Here is a 21,100-nt window from a genome sequence, read left to right as displayed (position 1 = left end):
AGCGCAACCTCGTGGGCAGTGGCCGCTATATGTATTGAAGTTGTAACGACGCGAACCGGACAATCCCGGCGTAGTCTGATGCCTGCACGCGGGACTGCCCGACACCACCCGCGCATCGAATCCCAAGGAGCCTTTATGCACTTCACGCGCCGCGCCGCCCTTCTCGCCCTCAGCCTCAGTACCCTGGCCAGCCTGCCGGCCCTGGCCGCCGACGAGCCGCACTACAACCAGATTTCCCTGCGTGCCGAAGCCAGCCAGGAAGTGGACCGCGACCTGATGATCGTGACCCTCTATACCGAGGCGCAGAACAGCGATCCGGCCAAGCTCGCCGCCGATATCACCACCACCCTGAACAAGGCACTGGGCCAGGCCAAGGCGGTCAAGGAAATCACCCTGCGCCAGGGCAGCCGCAACAGCTACCCGATCTACGACAACAAGACCCAGAAGATCACCGGCTGGCGTGAACGCGCCGAGCTGCGCCTGGAAAGCGCCGACTTCGCCGCGCTGTCCAGGCTGACCGGTGAGTTGATGCAGGACCTGAAAATGGAAAGCATGAACTTCGCCATTTCCACCGCCACCCGCGAGACCAGCGAGGATGCCCTGTTCAAGGAAGCCATCGCCGCGTTCAAGGCACGTGCCCAACTGGCCACCGAGGCCCTGGGCGGCAAGAGCTACAAGATCGTCAACCTGAACCTCAGCAGCAACGGTTATCCACAGCCGTTCGCCCGTGGCGCGATGATGATGATGAAAGCCCCAGCCATGGATGCCGCGCCGACACCGGACGTGGAAGCCGGCAAGGCACAAGTCAACATGAATGCCGAGGGGGTGATCGAGGTCCAGCAGTAAACACCCTTCGCTGACCCCGTATTGTCGGCACCAAGGCCTCGATAGGCCGTGCTAGAGTCGGAACCCTCCCCGCTCTATTACGCACCTTCGAGGCTTTTCAATGGAAAAGATTGCCTTCAAACCGCTGCTGCTGGCGGCCACCCTGCTGGCCTGTACACCCTTGGCCCAGGCGGCCTCGACCCTGGTCTACTGCTCCGAAGCCAGCCCGGCCGGCTTCGACCCGAGCCAGTACACCAGCGGCACCGACTTCGACGCCTCGGCCGAAACCGTGTTCAACCGCCTGGCCCAGTTCAAGCGCGGCGACACCGAGGTCGAGCCCGGCCTGGCCACCCGTTGGGACGTTGCTCCGGACGGCCTGAGCTACACCTTTCATCTGCGCTCCGGCGTGAAGTTCCACACCACCGACGACTTCAAGCCGAGCCGCGACTTCAATGCCGAAGACGTGCTCTTCACCTTCCAGCGCCTGCTCGATGCCAATCATCCGTTCCGCAAGGCCTACCCTTCGGAATCGCCGTATTTCAGCGACATGGACCTCAACACCACGATCAAGAACGTCGAAAAACTCGACGAGCAGACCGTGCGCTTCACCCTGAACCATATCGACGCCGCCTTCGTGCAGAACCTGGCCATGAGCTTCGCCTCGATCCAGTCCGCCGAATACGCCGCGCAACTGCTCAAGGAAGGCCGCGCCGCCGACATCAACCAGAAGCCGGTGGGAACCGGGCCGTTCGTGTTCAAGCGCTACCAGAAGGACTCGCAGATCCGCTATGTGGCCAACAAGGACTACTGGAAACCCGAGGACGTCAAACTCGATAACCTGATCTTCGCCATCACCCCGGATGCCGCCGCCCGCCTGCAAAAACTCAAGGCCGGGGAATGCCAGGTCAGCGGCTACCCGCGCCCGGCCGATATCGAGATCATGAAACAGGACAAGAACCTGGTGGTGCTCCAGCAGCCAGGTTTCAACCTCGGCTTCCTCGCCTACAACGTGACCCACAAGCCCCTGGACCAGCTGAAGGTCCGCCAGGCCCTGGACATGGCCATCGACAAGCCGGCGATCATCAAGGCCGTCTACCAGAGCGCCGGCCAACTGGCGCAGAACGCCTTGCCACCAGGCCAGTGGTCTTATGACCCGACCATCAAGGACGCGCCCTACGACCCGACCAAGGCCCGCGCGCTGCTCAAGGAAGCCGGCGTGGCCGAAGGCACCAGCATCGACCTGTGGGCGATGACCGTGCAAAGGGCCTCCAACCCCAACGCGCGGATGTCGGCGCAGATGATCCAGGCCGACTGGGCCAAGGTCGGAATCAAGGCCAATATCGTCAGCTATGAGTGGGGCGAGTACATCAAGCGCGCCAAGAACGGCGAGCATGACGTCATGATCTATGGCTGGACCGGCGACAACGGTGACCCGGACAACTGGCTCGGCGTGCTCTACAGCTGCGCCGCGGTCAAGGGCAGCAACTACGCGAAATGGTGCGACCCGGCCTATGATCAACTGATCCAGAAAGCCAAGCTCAGCAGCAACCATGACGAACGGGTCAAGCTCTACCAGCAGGCGCAGAAAGTCCTCAAGGAACAGGTGCCGATCACCCCGATCGCCAACTCGACGGTGTTCCAGCCGATGCGCAAGGAAGTGCACGACTTCAAGATCAGCCCTTTCGGCCTGACGCCCTTCTACGGCGTGAGCCTGGGCCAGTAACTTAACGCCCCAACCGGGTGCGCCAGACGCCCCGGTTGCCCGCTTGAAGTGCGTCCCGCGCACCTGAAAAAACCCTCGAAACCTGTCAAATGCGTCAGAATTTACACATATGCGACATTCGTGTACGTTCGTGCCACTCTTTGAGGCTTCGCACGTATCTGCATCTTGCAATGGGTATGGGGCCTGCATAAGTATCCGCAGGTCGACTCACGAGGTCGTCCTCAAAACCAAAAATGACAACAAATCATGAGGCCACCATGCTTAAAAAAGCAGTCATTCCGTTTTTAGTCGGCGCAGGCCTCTTGGCCAGCGCACCGTTCGCCGTCGCCGCGACTAACCTGGTGTTCTGCTCCGAAGGGAGCCCGGCCGGTTTCGATCCAGGCCTGTACACCGCCGGAACCGACTTCGACGCCTCCGCGGAAACCGTCTTCAACCGTCTGAGCCAGTTCGAACGTGGCGGCACCGCCGTGATTCCTGGCCTGGCGACCAGCTGGGACGTGACCCCGGACGGCCTGAGCTACACCTTCCACCTGCGTGAAGGCGTCAAGTTCCACACCACCGACTACTTCAAGCCGACGCGTAATTTCAACGCCGACGACGTGCTGTTCACCTTCAACCGCATGCTCGACAAGGACATGCCGTTCCGCAAGGCGTACCCGACCGAATTCCCGTACTTCACCGACATGGGCATGGACGGCAACATCACCAAGGTGGAAAAACTCGACGACAAGACCGTCAAGTTCACCCTGAAAACCGTGGACGCCGCGTTCATCCAGGACTTGGCGATGAGCTTCGCCTCGATCCAGTCCGCCGAGTACGCCGACAAGCTGCTCAAGGAAGGCAAGGCCAGCGACATCAACCAGAAGCCGATCGGCACCGGTCCGTTCGTGTTCAAGAGCTACCAGAAAGACTCCAACATCCGCTACACCGGGAACAAGGACTACTGGAAGCCTGAAGACGTCAAGGTCGACAACCTGATCTTCGCCATCACCACCGACCCGTCGGTACGCGCGCAGAAGCTCAAGAAAGGCGAATGCCAGATCACCGCCTACCCACGTCCGGCCGACATCGCCCCGCTCAAGGCCGACAGCAGCCTGAAGATGCCTGAACAGGCCGGCTTCAACCTGGGTTACATCGCCTACAACGTGATGCCGGTCCTCAAGGACCAGACCGCCGCCAACCCCTTGGCTGACCTGCGCGTACGCCAAGCGCTGGACATGTCGGTGAACAAGAAGCAGATCATCGAATCGGTCTACCAGGGCGCCGGCCAACTGGCCGTCAATGCCATGCCGCCGACCCAATGGTCCTACGACACCACCGTCAAGGACGCCAAGTACGATCCGGAAAAAGCCAAGGCACTGCTCAAGGAAGCCGGCGTCAAGCCTGGCACCGAGATCACCCTGTGGGCCATGCCGGTCCAGCGTCCGTACAACCCCAACGCCAAGCTGATGGCTGAAATGCTCCAGTCCGACTGGAAGAACATCGGCCTCAACGTCAAGATCGTCAGCTACGAGTGGGGCGAATACCTCAAGCGGGCCAAGGGTGGCGAGCAGCAAGCCATGCTGATCGGTTGGAGCGGTGACAATGGGGACCCCGACAACTGGCTGGGCGTGCTGTTCGGCTGTGATGCGGTCAACGGCAACAACTTCTCGAAGTTCTGCTACAAACCTTTCGAGGACCTGATCAAGGAAGCCAAGTCGACTGCCGACCAGGCCAAACGCACCGAGCTGTACAAGCAGGCGCAACACATCCTCAAAGACCAAGTCCCCTATACACCTATCGCACACTCGACGGTGTACCAACCCATGAGCGCCAAGGTGCAGGACTTCAAGATCAGCCCGTTCGGCTTGAACTCCTTCTACGGCGTCAGCGTCAGCAAGTGAGGTTGCGCGAAGACAGCGTCCTAGGACGTTGTCTTCGCCTCCCCGCCAGAATTGCAGGAATTGTCCGGAATCCGTCGGCGGAAACACGCAAACGGATGACCGCTGCACAGAGTTTTCCTACAGCTCTCTAAGGCTCTACGCATTTACCGCATCGACTTGGCCTCGTAACGTCAAGACTTCGCTGATATGCGTTCACGAGCGGCATTGCTGCATTCACTGACTTGATCGGCGAGAGTTCCCGTGTCCCCAACACGGCCATCGTTCGCCGATGACAATAACAAAAGGATTGGGACCGTCATGCGCCAGACCTTCACTTTATCCGCTTTGGTGGGAGCCGCCCTGTGGGCGGGTGCCCCTTTTGCCCAGGCTGCCGGCAGCCTGGTGTTCTGCTCCGAGGGCAGCCCGGCCGGGTTTGACACCGCGCAGTACACCACCGCCACCGACAACGATGCCGCCGAGCCGCTGTACAACCGGCTGGTGGAGTTCGTCAAAGGTGAGACCTCCGTCGCACCGGCGCTGGCCGAAAGTTGGGATATTTCAGCGGATGGCCTGGTGTATACCTTCCACCTGCGCCGTGGCGTGAAGTTCCACACCACCGCCTATTTCACACCGTCCCGCGACTTCAACGCCGACGACGTGGTGTTCACCTTCAACCGCATGCTCGATCCCGTGCAGCCGTTTCGCAAGGCCTACCCCACCGAGTTTCCGTACTTCAACGGGATGAGCCTGAACAAGAACATCGCCAAGGTCGAAAAGACCGGGCCGCTGACCGTGGTCATGACCCTCAATTCGGTCGACGCCGCGTTCATCCAGAACATCGCCATGAGCTTCGCCGCGATTCTCTCCGCCGAATACGCCGACCAGTTGCTCGCCGCCGGCAGACCCAGCGAGATCAACCAGAAGCCCATCGGTACCGGACCGTACGTGTTCCAGCGTTATCAGAAAGACGCGCAGATCCGCTACGTGGCCAACAAACAGTATTGGGACCCGGACAAGGTCCAGCTCGACCAGCTGATTTTCGCCATCAACACCGATGCCTCGGTGCGGGTGCAGAAACTCAAGCGCGGTGAATGCCAGATCACCCTGCACCCGCGCCCCGCCGATGTTGACGGGCTGAAGAAAGATCCCAAGCTGCAGGTCATCCAGAAGCCCGGTTTCAACCTCGGCTATATCGCCTACAACGTGCAGCACAAACCCTTCGACCAGCTCCAGGTCCGCCAGGCGCTGGACATGGCGGTGAACAAGCCGAGCATTCTCAATGCCGTCTACCAGGGCGCCGGGCAACTGGCGGTCAACGCCATGCCGCCGAGCCAGTGGTCCTACGACGAGAGCATCAAGGACGCGCCGTACAATCCGGAAAAAGCCCGACAGTTGCTCAAGGCCGCCGGCGTCAAGGAAGGCACCGAGATCACCCTCTGGGCCATGCCGGTGCAACGCCCGTACAACCCCAACGCCAAGCTGATGGCTGAAATGCTCCAGGCCGACTGGGCGAAGATCGGCCTGAAGGTGAAGATCGTCAGCTATGAATGGGGCGAGTACATCAAACGGACCAAGAATGGCGAACACGACATCAGCCTGATCGGCTGGACCGGTGACAATGGCGACCCGGACAACTGGCTCGGCACCCTCTACGGTTGCGACGCGATTGGCGGCAACAACTATTCAATGTGGTGCAACCCGCAATACGACAAGCTGATCAAACAGGCCAAGCTCATCACCGACCACGATCAACGCGTGGCGCTCTACCAACAGGCCCAGCAGTTGCTCAAGCAACAGGTGCCGATTACACCCATCGCCCATTCGACGGTCAGCCAGCCGCTGAGCACCAGAGTCGAAGGTTTCAAGGTCAGTCCCTTTGGCCGGAACACATTCTCGGGCGTCAGTATCGAACAATAAAACCGTGACCCGCGCTGTAGGGGCGAATTTCGCCCCTACACAAACTTGCAGCCGAAATTCGGCAAAACTCTGCCAAGCAAACGATTGCGCAAGCAAATAATGTGTCCACCAAAAAAGCCGGACCAGCCTAGAAGGCCGGTATTAAAAAAAGAAAATAAGGAGCTTTAACCTTGAAACTCTCTCAAAAAGCGTTGTTGGCTTTAGCGATCAGCAGCGCCACCGTGATGGCCCACGCTGAAACCCAGAGTCAGGATTTCGTACCGACGAGCCTGAGTTCGACCAATGCCCAGGAACAGACCAAGGGCTTTTTCGAAGATCAGAGCCTGAGTGGCCTGACCCGCAACTGGTATGCCAACGAGCAACTCAAGCGTGGTGGCAAGTTCCACTACAACGACCATGGTGTATTGACCCCTACCGACCGTCGTATCAACTGGCTGCAAGGCACCATCGTCAAGTACAACTCCGGCTTCACCGAGGGTACTGTTGGGGTCAGCACTGAAGTGGCGGTGTATAACGTCGTCGCCCTGGAACGCGATACCGAACGCCTGGCTTCGGCCAATGGCGGCGCACCGATTCCAGGTGTCGGCGGCCTGGGCAACAACCGTACCTTGACCAAAGATGGCGGCGACGCGCAGGGCCAGTGGAGCAAGCTCGGCCTGGCCAACGTCAAGTTCCGCGTGTCGAACACCACCGTGACCGCCGGCCGGCAGAGCTACAGCACGCCGATCGTCGATGTGATGCCCAACCGCGTACTGCCCTCGAGCTTCGAAGGCGTGAGCATCCATAGCGAAGAGTTCAACAACCTGTCGTTCGACGCCGCCACCTTTGACCGGGTGTCGCCAAGAACCGAAGAGAGCCTGTCGAAATTCCGCTCCGAGTACACCAACATCGATGTCGAGACCGATCACGTCAACATGGCGGGGCTCAACTATCAGCCGTTCAAGAGCCTGAAAACCAGCCTCTACGTGTCCAACGTCGAAGACTTCTGGAACCAGTACTACTTCGGTGCCACCCATGAACTGGGCGACAGCTCGATCCTGGGCCTGACCACGGGCCTGAACTACTACAAGACCCTCGACACCGGCAAAAAGAAGATGGGTGAAATCAACAACGACGCCTACTCGCTGTCGTTCGGACTGACCCACCAGGCCCACAGCCTGACCTTCTCCTACCAGGAAATCGACGGTAACGAGTACTTCGACTACCTGCACGAAACCAACGGTATCTACCTGGCCAACTCCCTGCTGTCGGACTTCAACGGCCCGAACGAGAAGTCCTTCCAGATCGCCTACGGCCTGAACATGGCCGAGTACGGTGTTCCCGGGCTGAAGTTCAATATCTACCAGGCTCGTGGCTGGGGCATCGACGGGACTCACTACACCGGCACCGCTTACGCCGATGTGAAGAGCATGCATGACGAGAAGCACTACGAATATGGCATCGGCGCGTCCTATGCCATCCAGAGCGGCCCGCTCAAGGCCGCTTCGATCCGCGCCAACTACACCGCGCACCGTGCCACGGCCAACCAGGCCGACGGCAGCATCAACGAGTTCCGCCTGGTCACCACCATTCCATTCAACATTCTCTGACACCTGACTGCGCTGGGACCGATTCGACGAATCGGTCCCAGCGACTAATCTGGCTCAATCGATCAAGGAGGGTTTACATGAAGAAGCTTCCCCTGCGCGCCGCCATCGCGGCCGCCGTATTCAGCGTGGCTATCGGTGTTTCAGCCAAGCCCTTGGTGGTCTGTACCGAAGCCAGCCCGGAAGGTTTCGACCCGGTGCTCTACACCACCGCCGTCACCGCCGACGCCGCCGCTGAAACAATCTTCAACCGTCTGGTGGACTTCAAGCCCGGCACCACCGAGATCCAGCCGGCCCTGGCCGAAAGCTGGGAGATCAGCCCCGATGGCCTGCAATACACCTTTCACCTGAGAAAGGGTGTCAAGTTCCACACCACCGACTACTTCAAGCCGACCCGCGAGCTGAACGCCGACGACGTGGTCTGGAGCTTCCAGCGTCAACTGGACCCCAATAACCCATGGCACAAGGCGTCCACCGTCGGTTTTCCGTATTTCGAGAGCATGGACTTCCAGAACCTGCTCAAAAGCGTCGAGAAAGTCGACGACCTGACCGTGCGCTTCACCCTCAATCGTCCAGAGGCACCGTTCCTGTCCGACCTGGGCATGGCCTTCACCTCGATCCACTCCGCCGAATACGCCGACCAGTTGCTCAAGGCCGGCAAGCTCGACGAACTCAACAGCAAGCCGATCGGCACCGGCCCGTTCATCTTCCAGCGCTATGCCAAGGACGCCCAGGTCCGCTTCAAGGCCAACCCGGAGTATTTCCGTGGCAAGCCGCCGGCGGACAGCCTGATCCTGGCCATCACCGTCGACAACAACACCCGCCTGCAGAAGCTCAAGGCCAACGAGTGCCAGGTCGCCCTGTACCCCAAACCCGATGACGTGCCGAACATCAAGGCTGACCCGAACCTGAAGATCGATGAGATGGCGGCCATGGCCACCGGCTACGTATCGATCAACACCGAACACAAGTACCTGAGCGATGTGCGGGTGCGCCAGGCCATCGAGCTGGCCCTGGACAAGCAGAACTACGTCGACACCCTGTACGGCAAGGGCAATGCCATCCCCGCAGTGAATCCCTACCCCTCGACCCTGCTGGGCTACAACCACAAGCTGAAGAACCCGGCCCAGGACCTGGACAAGGCTCGCGCCCTGCTCAAGGAAGCCGGCGTCCCCGAAGGCACGGTCTTTACCCTCTATACTCGCAACGGCGGCGGCCCGACCAACCCGAACCCGCAACTCGGCGCGCAACTGATGCAGGCCGACCTGGCCAAGGTCGGCATCAAGCTCGATATCCGCGTCATGGAGTGGGCCGAGATGCTCAAACGGGCGAAAAAAGGCGAGCACGACATGGTCTCCGCCGGCTGGAGCGGGGACAACGGCGACCCGGATAATTTCCTCAGCCCGCTATTGAGTTGCGAAGCGGCGAAAAACGGCGAAAACTACAGCCGCTGGTGCAATCCTCAGTTCCAGGCGCTGATCGACCAGGCTCGCGCCAAGACTGAACCCGCCCAACGTGCCGCACTCTATGAACAGGCCCTGGAGATCCTGCACAACCAGGTCCTGTGGGTGAACGATGCCCATCCGAAGATGTTTACCGCTATGCGCAAGAACGTAGAGGGCTACCACATGAGCCCGCTATCCACGAATAACTTCGCCACCACCCAGGTGAAGTAGAACAACAAACGCTCTTCGGTGCCCGACCCCGGGCACTGATGAGCACGCCTAACCGGCTGATGAGGTACACCACACGATGTTTAGTTTTATTGCCCGCCGACTGGGGTTGCTGATCCCCACGTTCTTCGGCATCACGTTGCTGACTTTCGCGTTGATTCGCATGATCCCGGGCGATCCCGTGGAAGTCATGATGGGCGAGCGCCGGGTCGACCCGGAAATGCACGCCCAGGCGATGGAACGCCTCGGTCTTAACAAGCCGCTTTATGCCCAGTACATCGACTACGTCGGCAAGCTCGCCCATGGCGACCTCGGCGAGTCCCTGCGTACCCGCACCAGCGTGTGGACCGAGTTCACCACGCTGTTCCCCGCCACCCTGGAACTGTCCATGGCCGCCCTGCTCTTCGCCGGGGTCCTCGGACTGCTCGCCGGGGTGATTGCAGCCCTCAAGCGAGGGTCCCTGTTCGACCATGGGGTGATGGGCATCTCCCTGGCCGGCTATTCGATGCCGATCTTCTGGTGGGGCCTGATCCTCATCATGTTCTTCTCCGTGAGCCTGGGCTGGACCCCGGTGTCCGGACGCATCGACCTGCTCTACGACATCGAGCCCAGAACCGGCTTCATGCTGATCGACACCCTGCTCAGCGACCAGCCCGACGCGTTCTGGGATGCGCTGCACCATCTGATCCTGCCGGCCATCGTGCTGGGCACCATTCCGCTGGCGGTGATCGCCCGGATGACCCGCTCCTCGATGCTCGAAGTATTGCGCGAAGACTACATCCGTACCGCCCGGGCCAAGGGCCTGTCGCCGGCTCGCGTGGTGTTCGTCCATGGCCTGCGCAACGCGCTGATTCCGGTGCTGACCGTGGTCGGCCTGCAAGTCGGCACCCTGCTGGCCGGCGCCGTGCTGACCGAAACCATCTTCTCCTGGCCCGGTATCGGCAAATGGCTGATCGAAGCCATCGGCGCCCGGGACTACCCCGTCGTACAAAACGGCATCCTGTTAATCGCCTGCCTGGTGATTGTGGTCAATTTCGTCGTGGACATCCTCTACGGCCTTGTCAATCCACGCATCCGCCACCAGCGCTGAGATCAAGATCATGAGTACTACTATTGCTTCGACCGCCGTCGATCAAAGCCTGCTGTACCCCTCTCCGTACAAGGAATTCTGGCAACACTTCGCCAAGAACAAAGGCGCTGTCGCCGGCCTGCTGTTCATGTCGCTGGTGGTGTTCTGCGCGATCTTCGCCCCCTGGGTCGCCCCGCACGACCCGAGCGAACAGTTCCGCGACGCCCTGCTGACCCCGCCGTCGTGGCTTGCCAGCGGCCAGATCCAGTACCTGCTGGGCACCGACGAACTGGGCCGCGACCTGCTCTCGCGGCTGATCCACGGTTCGCGCCTGTCGTTGCTGATCGGCCTGTCCTCGGTGGTGATGTCGCTGATCCCGGGCATCTTCATGGGCCTGCTGGCCGGTTTCTTCCCGCGCATCCTCGGCCCGACCATCATGCGCCTGATGGACATCATGCTGGCCCTGCCCTCGCTGCTGCTGGCCGTGGCGATTGTCGCCATCCTCGGCCCTGGCCTGATCAACACCGTGATCGCCATTGCCATCGTCTCGCTGCCATCCTACGTGCGCCTGACCCGGGCCGCCGTCATGGGCGAACTGAACCGTGACTACGTGACCGCCGCACGCCTGGCCGGTGCCAGCCTGCCGCGCCTGATGTTCATCACCGTGCTGCCCAACTGCATGGCACCGCTGATCGTCCAGGCCACCCTGAGTTTCTCCTCGGCGATCCTCGATGCCGCCGCCCTGGGCTTCCTCGGTCTGGGCGTACAGCCGCCCACCCCGGAGTGGGGCACCATGCTGGCCTCGGCCCGCGACTACATCGAGCGCGCCTGGTGGGTGGTCAGTCTGCCTGGCTTGACCATTTTGCTCAGCGTGCTGGCAATCAACCTGATGGGCGACGGCCTGCGCGATGCGCTGGACCCGAAACTCAAGAACGCCGCCTGAGGAGATTCCCATGTCACTGCTAGAAATCAAGAATCTCAACGTTCGCTTCGGCGACCAGACCGCCGTGCCGGTTGTCGACGGCCTCGACATCACGGTGGACAAAGGCGAAGTCCTGGCCATCGTTGGCGAGTCGGGCTCGGGTAAATCCGTGACCATGATGGCGCTGATGGGCCTGATCGAGCACCCTGGCATTGTCACCGCCGACGCCCTGCGCTTCGACGGCAAGGACATGCTCAAGCTCAGCGCCCGGCAACGTCGGCAGGTGGTCGGCAAGGACCTGGCGATGGTTTTCCAGGACCCGATGACCGCGCTGAACCCCAGCTACACAGTAGGTTTCCAGATCGAGGAAGTGCTGCGCCTGCACCTGAAGATGTCCGGCAAGGCGGCACGCAAGCGTGCCATCGAGCTGCTGGAAAAAGTCGAGATCCCGGGCGCCGCCAGCCGCATGGACGCCTACCCGCACCAATTGTCCGGCGGCATGAGCCAGCGCGTCGCGATCGCCATGGCGATTGCCGGCGAACCCAAGCTGCTGATCGCCGACGAACCGACCACCGCCCTGGACGTGACCATCCAGGCACAGATCATGGACCTGCTGCTCAGCCTGCAACAAGAGCAGAACATGGGCCTGGTGTTGATCACCCACGACCTCGCGGTCGTTGCCGAAACCGCCCAGCGGGTCTGCGTGATGTACGCCGGCCAGGCCGTGGAAGTCGGCATGGTGCCAGGCCTGTTCGATGTGCCGGCGCATCCGTACAGCGAAGCCCTGCTCAAGGCGATTCCGGAGCACAGCCTGGGGGCCGAGCGCCTGTCGACCCTGCCGGGCATCGTGCCCGGGCGTTATGACCGGCCGGTGGGTTGCCTGCTGTCGCCGCGCTGCCCCTACGTGCAGGAAAGCTGCCGGCAGCAGCGTCCGACCCTGGACCCGAAAGCCAAGAGCCTTGCCCGTTGCTTCTTCCCGCTGAACCAGGAGGTGGCGTAATGGCCGTCGTTCTCACCGCCCGCGACCTCACCCGTCACTACGAAGTCTCTCGTGGCCTGTTCAAGGGCCATGCGCTGGTGCGCGCCCTCAATGGCGTGTCGTTCGAGCTGGAAGCCGGCAAGACCCTCGCCGTGGTCGGCGAGTCGGGTTGCGGCAAATCCACCCTGGCCCGGGCCCTGACGCTGATCGAGGAGCCGTCGTCCGGCTCATTGAAAATCGCCGGGCAGGAAGTCGCCGGCGCCAACAAGGCCCAGCGCAAGCAACTGCGCAAAGACGTGCAGATGGTGTTCCAGAGCCCCTACGCGTCGCTCAACCCTCGGCAGAAGATCGGCGACCAGTTGGGTGAACCGCTGCTGATCAACACCCAGCTGTCCGCCGCCGAGCGTCGGGAAAAAGTCCAGGCGATGATGAAGCAGGTCGGCTTGCGCCCTGAACACTACCATCGCTACCCGCATATGTTCTCCGGCGGCCAGCGCCAGCGGATCGCCCTGGCGCGGGCAATGATGCTGCAACCGAAAGTGCTGGTGGCGGACGAACCGACCTCGGCGCTGGACGTCTCGATCCAGGCCCAGGTACTGAACCTGTTCATGGACCTGCAGCAGCAGTTCAACACCGCCTACGTATTCATCTCCCACAACCTGGCGGTGGTCCGTCACGTGGCCGACCAGGTGCTGGTGATGTACCTCGGTCGACCGGTGGAAATGGGCCCGAAGGAAGACATCTATGCCCGTCCCCTGCACCCGTACACCCAGGCCCTGCTCTCGGCGACGCCGGCGATCCATCCGGATCCGTTGAAGCCGAAGATCAAGATCGCCGGTGAACTGCCCAACCCGCTCAATCCGCCGTCCGGCTGCGCCTTCCACAAGCGCTGCCCGTACGCCACCGAGCGTTGCAGCACGGAAGAGCCGGCCTTGCGCGAGCTCGACTCGCGTCAGGTGGCCTGCCATTACGCAGAGCAGTTCCTCGGCTGACGGGCAACAAAAAAGCGCTCTCCTGAATAAGCGAGAGCGCTGAAAACGGTAGTACGGCCTCTTTCGTCGAGCGCGTTATTCGCTGGGCGCAAGGGGCTTTTTCATTCGTGCGACTCAGCTATCGCTGTCACCGTCTTCATCGCTGTCGCCTTGATCATCCTGATCCGGGGCTTTCTTTTCCGTGTCATCGGCGTAAAGCGCGTGCACCGCGGATTTCGAAGGAGAAACCGCTCCATGATCCGACACCGCATTACTGGCCCAGGCACTTGAAGCCCCCACCATCAACAGCACCAGCACCTTGATCAGCAGCACGCTGCGTTGAAAAATTTTCATCGTCGCTTCCGTCCCTCTGTGGATAGATCACCAGCACCTTGCAGCCGACTTCAAGAAGCCAACGGCAACTTGTCTGAACCTAGACCCGTTGAACGGACTTTTCCATACTGGCTAGATGAAAACTGCTGGCTGGCGATAGAATCATTCTGAATTACAATTAGACTCAAAAAGAATATAGATCTTTTTGATTACCCCTCTCGGCGCTGCCTAAGCTCGATTTTTTTGCAACGCCCATAATAAAAAACCCGCGGCCTGGGCAGCGGGTTTTTCAAAGGTGCGACAAATACCGCCGCGAGCAACGCCTTAGTGGTGTTCGCGCGTCGCGCGGAATTTCACGTCCGGCCAGCGCTCTTCCATCAGCGCCAGGTTGACCCGGGTCGGCGCCAGGTAGGTCAGGTGACCGCCGCCGTCCAACGCGAGGTTTTCCACGGCCTTGACCCGAAGCTCGTCGAGCTTCTTCTTGTCGCTGCAATCAATCCAGCGCGCGGACCACACGGTGATCGGCTCATAGGAGCACTCGACCTTGTATTCCTCTTTCAAGCGGCTGGCGACCACATCGAACTGCAGCACACCGACGGCGCCGAGGATGATGTCGTTGCTGCGCTCGGGGAAGAACACCTGGGTCGCGCCCTCTTCCGCCAACTGCTGCAAACCCTGGCGCAGTTGCTTGGACTTGAGCGGGTCACGCAGGCGCACGCGACGGAACAGTTCCGGGGCGAAGTGCGGGATACCGGTAAAGCCCAGGGCCTCACCCTCGGTGAAGGTGTCACCGATCTGGATGGTGCCGTGGTTGTGCAAGCCGATGATGTCGCCGGCATAGGCCTCTTCCAACTGCTCGCGCTCGGAGGAGAAGAAGGTCAGCGCATCACCGATCCGCACATCCTTGCCAGTCCGCACATGGCGCATTTTCATGCCCTTGTCGTACTTGCCTGAACAGATGCGCATAAAGGCGATCCGGTCGCGGTGCTTGGGGTCCATGTTCGCCTGGATCTTGAACACGAAACCGGCGAACTTCTCTTCCACCGGCTCCACGGTGCGTTCGTTGGCGACTCGAGCCAGAGGCATCGGCGCCCAATCAACGACGGCGTCCAGCACATGGTCAACACCGAAGTTGCCCAGGGCGGTGCCGAAGAACACCGGGGTCAGCTGACCGTCGAGGAACTCCTGCTGGTTGAACTCGTGGCAGGCGCCCTGCACCAGCTCCAACTGGTCGACAAAACGGTCGTACTCGTCACCCAGGTGGGCACGGGCTTCGTCGGAGTCGAGCTTCTCGATGATTTTCACATCGGTGCGTTCATGCCCGTGACCGGCGGTGTAGACAATGATGTAGTCGTCGGCCAGGTGGTACACGCCCTTGAAGTCGCGGTAGCAACCGATCGGCCAGGTGATCGGCGCGGCCTTGATTTTCAGGACGGCTTCGATCTCGTCGAGCAGTTCGATCGGATCACGGATATCCCGGTCGAGCTTGTTGATAAAGCTGACGATGGGCGTGTCCCGCAGACGGCAGACGTCCATCAGGGCGATGGTCCGTGGCTCGACGCCCTTACCGCCATCGAGGACCATCAGCGCCGAGTCGACCGCGGTCAGGGTGCGGTAGGTGTCTTCGGAGAAGTCTTCGTGGCCCGGGGTGTCGAGCAGGTTGATCATGTGATCGCGATACGGGAACTGCATGACCGACGTGGTAATCGAGATACCCCGTTGTTTTTCCATTTCCATCCAGTCGGAGGTGGCATGGCGGTCGGATTTACGGGATTTCACCGTGCCGGCCACCGCGATCGCCTTGCCCATCAGCAGGAGCTTCTCGGTGATGGTGGTTTTACCGGCATCGGGGTGGGAAATAATGGCGAAAGTGCGGCGTTTCGCGACTTCGGCGGCCTGGTGGGTCATGGGAAATCGCCTGGCAGGTGAGTCAAAAAAGGGCGGCGAGTATAGCGCAAACCGAGGCCCACGGACCACCGCTCACCCGTTTGCAGTGACTTCAAGGGTGGCTAAATACCGCCAACCATGGAACCTTTTAAAAGGTGGAGGCGTCCACTCCCCTGCTACCTGAATCGTACCGGGGGCTGAAATACCTGCAAGTCAGCCTGACGAGGCTGCGCTTATGGCTCGACCGCCTGCCGCTTTGCCGGCAGTGACGAGCTGCATTTCGCGAACATATTCGCCGACAGCCAGGAATGGCATTGCCGCTCGGGAATGTGCTCGCCGACTGAAATAAAGGAGTCCGCCTGTGGCTATTCGCTATGGCAAAGGGCTGATAGGAGGAGCGGTTGTCGTCGCTCTCCTGGCCCTGCTGGTCCACTGGATTGGCATCAACACGATCGAACTGTACCGCGACGATTTGCTGTTTTACCTGCAAGCTCATCTGATCCTGGTTCTTGTCTCCATGCTTGCCGCCCTGATCGTAGGGATTCCCGCCGGTATCCTGCTGAGCCGACCGAGCATGGTCGGGCGCGCGGAACGCTTCATGCAGATCTTCAATATCGGTAACACCGTCCCGCCCCTGGCCGTACTGGCCATCGCCCTCGGCGTGCTGGGCATCGGCAGCGGCCCGGCGATCTTTGCCCTGTTCCTCGCCTCCCTGCTGCCCATCGTGCGCAACACCTACGAAGGCCTGAAAAACGTCCAGGGTTCCCTGAAAGAAGCCGCTGTCGGCATCGGCATGACCCCGCGCCAGGTGCTCTTGCAGGTGGAACTGCCCAACGCCGTGCCGATCATCATCGGCGGTGTACGGGTGGCCCTGGCGATCAACGTCGGTACCGCGCCCCTGGCGTTCCTGATCGGCGCCAACAGCCTGGGCAGCCTGATCTTCCCCGGCATCGCCCTGAACAATCAGCCGCAACTGCTGCTCGGCGCCGCCTGTACCGCGCTGCTGGCCTTGCTGCTCGACGGCCTGGTGACCATGACCAGCCGCCTCTGGCTGGAACGCGGGTTGCGCCCGTCTTAAGGCTCGGCAAAGGAATCAACATGAAAAGACTGACTGCAATACTGGTCTGCGTCCTGCTGTGCGCAGGAATCGTACAAGCCGCTGAAAAACCGCTGATCCGCATCGGCGCCCGGGTCTTCACCGAACAGACCCTGCTGGCGGAAATCACCGCCCAGTACCTGCGCACCAAGGGCTACAACCCCCAGGTGACCGGCGGCCTGGGCAGCAACCTGGCGCGTAGCGCCCAGGAAAGCGGGCAACTGGACCTGATCTGGGAATACACCGGCGTGTCGCTGGTGGCCTACAACCATGTCGACGAAAAACTCGACAGCGAACAGTCCTACGTAAGGGTCAAGGAGCTCGACGCGAAAAAAGGCCTGGTCTGGCTGGCGCCGTCAAAGTTCAGTAACACCTACGCCCTGGCCCTGCCGGAGAACGTGGCCAAGCAATACCCGCGGATCAACAGCATCAGCGACCTGACCCAGGCCCTGGCCGAAGACAGCCAGGAAAACCGCCTGGTGGCCCTGGACACCGAGTTCGCCAACCGTTCCGACGGCATGGCCGGCATGGTCAAGCTGTACCAGATGAACCTGACCCGCAAGAACACCCGGCAGATGGACGCCGGCCTGGTCTACACGGCGCTACGCAACGGCCAGGTATTTGCCGGCCTGGTCTACACCACCGACGGTCGCCTCAACGCCTTCAAATTGAAGCTGCTGGAAGACGACAAGCATTACTTCCCGGACTACACCGCCGCACCGGTGGTGCGCCAGGTCTATCTCGACGCCCATCCGCAACTGGCCGCCGATCTCAAGCCACTGGCGGCGCTGTTCGACAACGACACCATGCGCCAGTTGAATGCGCGGGTCGATGTCGACCATGAAAGCCCGTCCGCCGTGGCCGCCGATTTCCTGCGCCAACATCCGATCAACTGAGGAGAAGACATGGAATTTCTCAACGCCTTTTCCCATCTCGACTGGACACAGGTCCTGCATCTGACCTGGCAGCACATCACCCTGGTGGGCATCGCCGTGATTCTCGCGATTGTCGTCGGCGTCCCCCTGGGCGTGCTGATGACCCGCTTCCCCACCCTGGCCGGGCCACTGCAGGCCAGCGCCACCGTGCTACTGACCGTGCCGTCCATCGCCCTGTTCGGCCTGCTGCTGCCGTTCTACTCCAAATTCGGCCAGGGCCTGGGACCGCTGCCGGCGATCACCGCCGTGTTTCTCTATTCCCTGCTGCCGATCATGCGCAACACCTACCTGGCCCTGACAGGTGTCGAGCCGGGTATCCGCGAAGCCGCGCGGGGCATCGGCATGACCTTCGGCCAGCGCCTGCGCATGGTCGAGCTGCCCATCGCGGTGCCGGTGATCCTCGCCGGTGTCCGCACCGCCGTGGTGATGAACATCGGTGTCATGACCATCGCCGCCACCATCGGTGCCGGTGGCCTGGGGGTACTGATTCTGGCCGCCATCAGTCGCAGTGACATGTCGATGCTGATCGTCGGCGCCGTCCTGGTCAGCCTCCTGGCCATCGCCGCCGACCTGCTCCTGCAATGGCTGCAACGCACGCTGACTCCAAAAGGACTGCTCAAATGATCGAACTTCAAAACCTGACCAAGACCTTCCAAAGCAACGGCAAGACCATCACCGCCGTTGATTCCGTGAGCCTGACCGTCAACGAAGGCGAGATCTGTGTATTCCTCGGCCCTTCGGGTTGCGGCAAGAGCACCACGCTGAAGATGATCAACCGCCTGATCAAGCCCACCTCGGGCAAGATCCTGATCAACGGCGAAGACACCACCGACCTCGACGAGGTGACCCTGCGCCGCAATATCGGTTATGTGATCCAGCAGATCGGCCTGTTCCCCAACATGACCATCGAGGAAAACATCGTGGTGGTGCCGAAACTGCTGGGCTGGGACAAGCAGAAATGCCACGACCGCGCCCGCGAGTTGATGAGCATGATCAAGTTGGAGCCCAAGCAGTACCTGCATCGCTACCCGCGTGAGTTGTCCGGTGGACAGCAACAGCGGATCGGCGTGATCCGCGCCCTGGCGGCCGATGCGCCATTGCTGCTGATGGATGAACCGTTCGGCGCGGTCGACCCGATCAACCGCGAGATGATCCAGAACGAGTTCTTCGAGATGCAGCGGGCGCTGAACAAGACCGTGATCATGGTCAGCCACGATATCGACGAAGCCATCAAGCTGGGTGACAAGATCGCCATCTTCCGCGCCGGCAAGCTGTTGCAGATCGACCACCCGGACACCCTGCTGGCCCACCCGGCCGACGATTTCGTCAGCAGTTTTGTCGGCCAGGACAGCACCCTCAAGCGCCTGCTGCTGGTGAAAGCCGAAGACGCGGCGGACAACGCGCCCTCGGTAAGCCCGGAGACCCCGGTGGCCGATGCCCTGGAACTGATGGACGAACATGACCGTCGCTACGTGGTGGTCACCGACGCCGGGAACAAGGCGTTGGGTTATGTAAGACGTCGCGACCTGCACCGTCAGACCGGGACCTGCGCGCAGTTCCTGCGCGAGTTCAACGCCACGGCGGCCTACGACGAGCACCTGCGCATCCTGTTGTCGCGGATGTACGAGTTCAATCGTTCGTGGCTGCCGGTGATGGACGCCGAGCGGGTGTTCCTTGGCGAAGTGACCCAGGAGTCGATTGCCGCCTACCTGAGTTCCGGGCGTTCGCGCGGGGCCAAGACCAGTATCGTCTCGCCCGCTGAAGTGGCCATGGCCTGAGACCATCGGTCAGTGATCGGGAACATCAGACTGTCATCCGGGTCGGTTAAACAGGTGACTGATCCGGGCTACGCGACGGGCGCGTGTAAAAACGCGACATTTTTAGTTGATCTCAAGCCCTTCAAGTCCTAAAGTTCGCGCCGAACGTCCATGCTGGAAACGATCCATCCGGCTCAAGTACTGACGACGAGACAGCAAGGCCAAGGGAAGCGGTTGTTCCCATGGCCTTTTTGCTTTCGGCGACATGCCTTGGGAAGTAGGCGAACCAAAGTGGGGATACGGAGGACGTTCATTTGCACCCATTGATCAATCTAGTTTGCCAGTAGGAGTTCCCAGCATGTCGATTCAGGTCGAAGACTATTTCGCGCGCGCCACTTTTGACAAAATGAAGGCGTTCGCCGACCAGCAAGAAACCCCGTTCGTGGTGATCGACACCGCGATGATCAGCCAGGCCTACGATGACCTGCGCGCCGGTTTCGAATTCGCCAAGGTCTATTACGCCGTCAAGGCCAACCCGGCTGTCGAGATCATCGACCTGCTGAACAAGAAAGGCTCCAGCTTCGACATCGCGTCGATCTACGAGCTGGACAAGGTCCTGGGCCAGGGCGTCACCCCCGACCGTATCAGCTACGGCAACACCATCAAGAAATCCAGGGACATCCGCTACTTCTACGAGAAGGGCGTGCGTCTGTTTTCCACCGACTCCGAAGCCGACCTGCGCAATATCGCCAAGGCCGCCCCGGGCTCGAAAGTCTATGTGCGCATCCTCACCGAAGGCTCGACCACCGCTGACTGGCCTCTGTCGCGCAAGTTCGGCTGCCAGACCGACATGGCCATGGACCTGCTGATCCTCGCCCGCGACCTGGGCCTGGTGCCTTACGGCGTGTCCTTCCACGTCGGTTCGCAACAGCGCGATATCAGCGTCTGGGACGCGGCGATCGCCAAGGTCAAGGTGATCTTCGAACGCCTGAAGGAAGAAGACGGCATCCACCTGAAGCTGATCAACATGGGTGGCGGCTTCCCGGCCAACTACATCACCCGTACCAACAGCCTGGAAACCTACGCGGAAGAAATCATCCGTTTCCTCAAGGAAGACTTCGGCGACGACCTGCCGGAAATCATCCTGGAACCGGGCCGTTCGCTGATCGCCAACGCCGGTATCCTGGTCAGCGAAGTGGTACTGGTCGCGCGTAAATCCCGTACCGCCGTCGAGCGCTGGGTGTACACGGATGTGGGCAAATTCTCCGGCCTGATCGAAACCATGGACGAGGCGATCAAGTTTCCGATCTGGACCGAGAAGAAAGGCGAGATGGAAGAAGTGGTCATCGCCGGCCCTACCTGCGACAGCGCCGACATCATGTATGAAAACTACAAGTACGGCCTGCCCCTGAACCTGGCCATCGGCGACCGCCTGTACTGGCTGTCCACTGGCGCCTACACTACCAGCTACAGCGCCGTGGAATTCAATGGCTTCCCGCCGCTGAAATCCTTCTACGTGTGATGCGCCGGGCCGCTGAAAGGCGGCCTTGCGGACACCGCGCGTT

17 protein-coding genes are annotated in these 21,100 nt (G+C 60.9%); 15 read left to right on the top strand and 2 right to left on the bottom strand.

The features are described from left to right. Window positions 1-135 precede the first annotated feature (135 nt). The 10 genes from M5C71_RS06905 to M5C71_RS06860 all read left to right on the top strand — a co-directional run bounded on the left by M5C71_RS06905 (window position 136) and on the right by M5C71_RS06860 (window position 13,548). Entirely contained in the window at window positions 136-846 is a 711-nt protein-coding gene (locus tag M5C71_RS06905) for an SIMPL domain-containing protein (RefSeq protein WP_248767525.1), read from the top strand. Window positions 847-946: 100 nt separating this feature from the next. Further along, on the top strand, window positions 947-2,548 hold the full coding sequence (locus M5C71_RS06900; protein ID WP_248767524.1) for an ABC transporter substrate-binding protein: 1,602 nt from the start codon (window positions 947-949) through the stop codon (window positions 2,546-2,548). Window positions 2,549-2,805: 257 nt separating this feature from the next. After that, window positions 2,806-4,431: an ABC transporter substrate-binding protein gene (locus M5C71_RS06895; protein ID WP_103494722.1), complete on the top strand. Its 1,626-nt coding sequence runs from the start codon at window positions 2,806-2,808 to the stop codon at window positions 4,429-4,431. Window positions 4,432-4,728: 297 nt separating this feature from the next. Further along, the gene (locus tag M5C71_RS06890; RefSeq protein WP_248767523.1) at window positions 4,729-6,327 is read left to right on the top strand and encodes an ABC transporter substrate-binding protein; all 1,599 of its coding nucleotides are present in this window, start codon (window positions 4,729-4,731) and stop codon (window positions 6,325-6,327) included. Between the two features lie 170 nt (window positions 6,328-6,497). Then, complete coding sequence (locus M5C71_RS06885) at window positions 6,498-7,916, top strand: OprD family porin (RefSeq protein WP_103494720.1); 1,419 nt, start codon at window positions 6,498-6,500, stop codon at window positions 7,914-7,916. 77 nt (window positions 7,917-7,993) lie between these two features. Next, a complete protein-coding gene (locus M5C71_RS06880) occupies window positions 7,994-9,589 on the top strand; it encodes an ABC transporter substrate-binding protein (RefSeq protein ID WP_248767522.1) in 1,596 nt (531 codons plus the stop codon). Between the two features lie 76 nt (window positions 9,590-9,665). Further along, window positions 9,666-10,676, top strand: a complete 1,011-nt coding sequence (locus M5C71_RS06875) for an ABC transporter permease subunit (protein ID WP_100941231.1) — start codon at window positions 9,666-9,668, stop codon at window positions 10,674-10,676. Window positions 10,677-10,686: 10 nt separating this feature from the next. Next, window positions 10,687-11,598, top strand: a complete 912-nt coding sequence (locus tag M5C71_RS06870; RefSeq protein ID WP_103494718.1) for an ABC transporter permease subunit — start codon at window positions 10,687-10,689, stop codon at window positions 11,596-11,598. Between the two features lie 10 nt (window positions 11,599-11,608). Continuing rightward, window positions 11,609-12,577 carry an ABC transporter ATP-binding protein gene (locus tag M5C71_RS06865; RefSeq protein ID WP_103494717.1) on the top strand — a complete coding sequence of 323 codons (969 nt, stop codon included), beginning with the start codon at window positions 11,609-11,611 and terminating at the stop codon, window positions 12,575-12,577. Then, the gene (locus M5C71_RS06860) at window positions 12,577-13,548 is read left to right on the top strand and encodes a peptide ABC transporter ATP-binding protein (protein WP_103494716.1); all 972 of its coding nucleotides are present in this window, start codon (window positions 12,577-12,579) and stop codon (window positions 13,546-13,548) included. Before M5C71_RS06865 ends, M5C71_RS06860 begins: the two co-directional genes overlap by 1 nt. Before the next feature lie 114 nt (window positions 13,549-13,662). On the opposite strand, the gene M5C71_RS06855 is transcribed toward M5C71_RS06860, so the two are convergent. Together M5C71_RS06855 and M5C71_RS06850 are read right to left on the bottom strand one after the other, a co-directional pair. Continuing rightward, entirely contained in the window at window positions 13,663-13,881 is a 219-nt protein-coding gene (locus tag M5C71_RS06855) for a hypothetical protein (RefSeq protein ID WP_248767521.1), read from the bottom strand. Between the two features lie 303 nt (window positions 13,882-14,184). Next, window positions 14,185-15,768: a peptide chain release factor 3 gene (locus M5C71_RS06850; protein WP_100941225.1), complete on the bottom strand. Its 1,584-nt coding sequence runs from the start codon at window positions 15,766-15,768 to the stop codon at window positions 14,185-14,187. A gap of 340 nt (window positions 15,769-16,108) precedes the next feature. On the opposite strand from M5C71_RS06850, the gene M5C71_RS06845 reads away from it, so the two are divergent. The 5 genes from M5C71_RS06845 to M5C71_RS06825 all read left to right on the top strand — a co-directional run bounded on the left by M5C71_RS06845 (window position 16,109) and on the right by M5C71_RS06825 (window position 21,057). Beyond that, complete coding sequence (locus tag M5C71_RS06845; RefSeq protein ID WP_103494714.1) at window positions 16,109-16,825, top strand: ABC transporter permease; 717 nt, start codon at window positions 16,109-16,111, stop codon at window positions 16,823-16,825. Window positions 16,826-16,845: 20 nt separating this feature from the next. After that, a complete protein-coding gene (locus M5C71_RS06840) occupies window positions 16,846-17,739 on the top strand; it encodes a glycine betaine ABC transporter substrate-binding protein (protein WP_152741216.1) in 894 nt (297 codons plus the stop codon). A 9-nt stretch (window positions 17,740-17,748) separates the two neighbouring features. Next, entirely contained in the window at window positions 17,749-18,402 is a 654-nt protein-coding gene (locus M5C71_RS06835; protein ID WP_152741217.1) for an ABC transporter permease, read from the top strand. Continuing rightward, a complete protein-coding gene (locus tag M5C71_RS06830; protein ID WP_248746403.1) occupies window positions 18,399-19,556 on the top strand; it encodes a betaine/proline/choline family ABC transporter ATP-binding protein in 1,158 nt (385 codons plus the stop codon). The genes M5C71_RS06835 and M5C71_RS06830 overlap by 4 nt, the downstream gene beginning before the upstream one ends. A 337-nt stretch (window positions 19,557-19,893) precedes the next feature. Continuing rightward, window positions 19,894-21,057 carry a type III PLP-dependent enzyme gene (locus M5C71_RS06825; protein WP_248767520.1) on the top strand — a complete coding sequence of 388 codons (1,164 nt, stop codon included), beginning with the start codon at window positions 19,894-19,896 and terminating at the stop codon, window positions 21,055-21,057. Window positions 21,058-21,100 lie beyond the last annotated feature (43 nt).

Source organism: Pseudomonas sp. MWU12-2345, from assembly GCF_023242385.1.
Lineage (GTDB): Bacteria > Pseudomonadota > Gammaproteobacteria > Pseudomonadales > Pseudomonadaceae > Aquipseudomonas > Aquipseudomonas gingeri_D.
The sequence above is the reverse complement of the archived record's forward strand: the minus strand, read 5'-3'. Positions and strand labels throughout refer to the sequence as shown.

What these genes read in the sequence shown, in the direction of transcription:
- M5C71_RS06870 (WP_103494718.1), top strand. Translation starts at nt 10,687, where the DNA reads ATGAGTACTACTATTGCTTCGACCGCCGTCGATCAAAGCCTGCTGTAC.
- M5C71_RS06850 (WP_100941225.1), bottom strand. Translation starts at nt 15,768, where the DNA reads ATGACCCACCAGGCCGCCGAAGTCGCGAAACGCCGCACTTTCGCCATT.
- M5C71_RS06860 (WP_103494716.1), top strand. Translation starts at nt 12,577, where the DNA reads ATGGCCGTCGTTCTCACCGCCCGCGACCTCACCCGTCACTACGAAGTC.
- M5C71_RS06905 (WP_248767525.1), top strand. Translation starts at nt 136, where the DNA reads ATGCACTTCACGCGCCGCGCCGCCCTTCTCGCCCTCAGCCTCAGTACC.
- M5C71_RS06840 (WP_152741216.1), top strand. Translation starts at nt 16,846, where the DNA reads ATGAAAAGACTGACTGCAATACTGGTCTGCGTCCTGCTGTGCGCAGGA.
- M5C71_RS06865 (WP_103494717.1), top strand. Translation starts at nt 11,609, where the DNA reads ATGTCACTGCTAGAAATCAAGAATCTCAACGTTCGCTTCGGCGACCAG.
- M5C71_RS06830 (WP_248746403.1), top strand. Translation starts at nt 18,399, where the DNA reads ATGATCGAACTTCAAAACCTGACCAAGACCTTCCAAAGCAACGGCAAG.
- M5C71_RS06895 (WP_103494722.1), top strand. Translation starts at nt 2,806, where the DNA reads ATGCTTAAAAAAGCAGTCATTCCGTTTTTAGTCGGCGCAGGCCTCTTG.
- M5C71_RS06880 (WP_248767522.1), top strand. Translation starts at nt 7,994, where the DNA reads ATGAAGAAGCTTCCCCTGCGCGCCGCCATCGCGGCCGCCGTATTCAGC.
- M5C71_RS06890 (WP_248767523.1), top strand. Translation starts at nt 4,729, where the DNA reads ATGCGCCAGACCTTCACTTTATCCGCTTTGGTGGGAGCCGCCCTGTGG.
- M5C71_RS06825 (WP_248767520.1), top strand. Translation starts at nt 19,894, where the DNA reads ATGTCGATTCAGGTCGAAGACTATTTCGCGCGCGCCACTTTTGACAAA.
- M5C71_RS06835 (WP_152741217.1), top strand. Translation starts at nt 17,749, where the DNA reads ATGGAATTTCTCAACGCCTTTTCCCATCTCGACTGGACACAGGTCCTG.
- M5C71_RS06900 (WP_248767524.1), top strand. Translation starts at nt 947, where the DNA reads ATGGAAAAGATTGCCTTCAAACCGCTGCTGCTGGCGGCCACCCTGCTG.
- M5C71_RS06855 (WP_248767521.1), bottom strand. Translation starts at nt 13,881, where the DNA reads ATGAAAATTTTTCAACGCAGCGTGCTGCTGATCAAGGTGCTGGTGCTG.
- M5C71_RS06875 (WP_100941231.1), top strand. Translation starts at nt 9,666, where the DNA reads ATGTTTAGTTTTATTGCCCGCCGACTGGGGTTGCTGATCCCCACGTTC.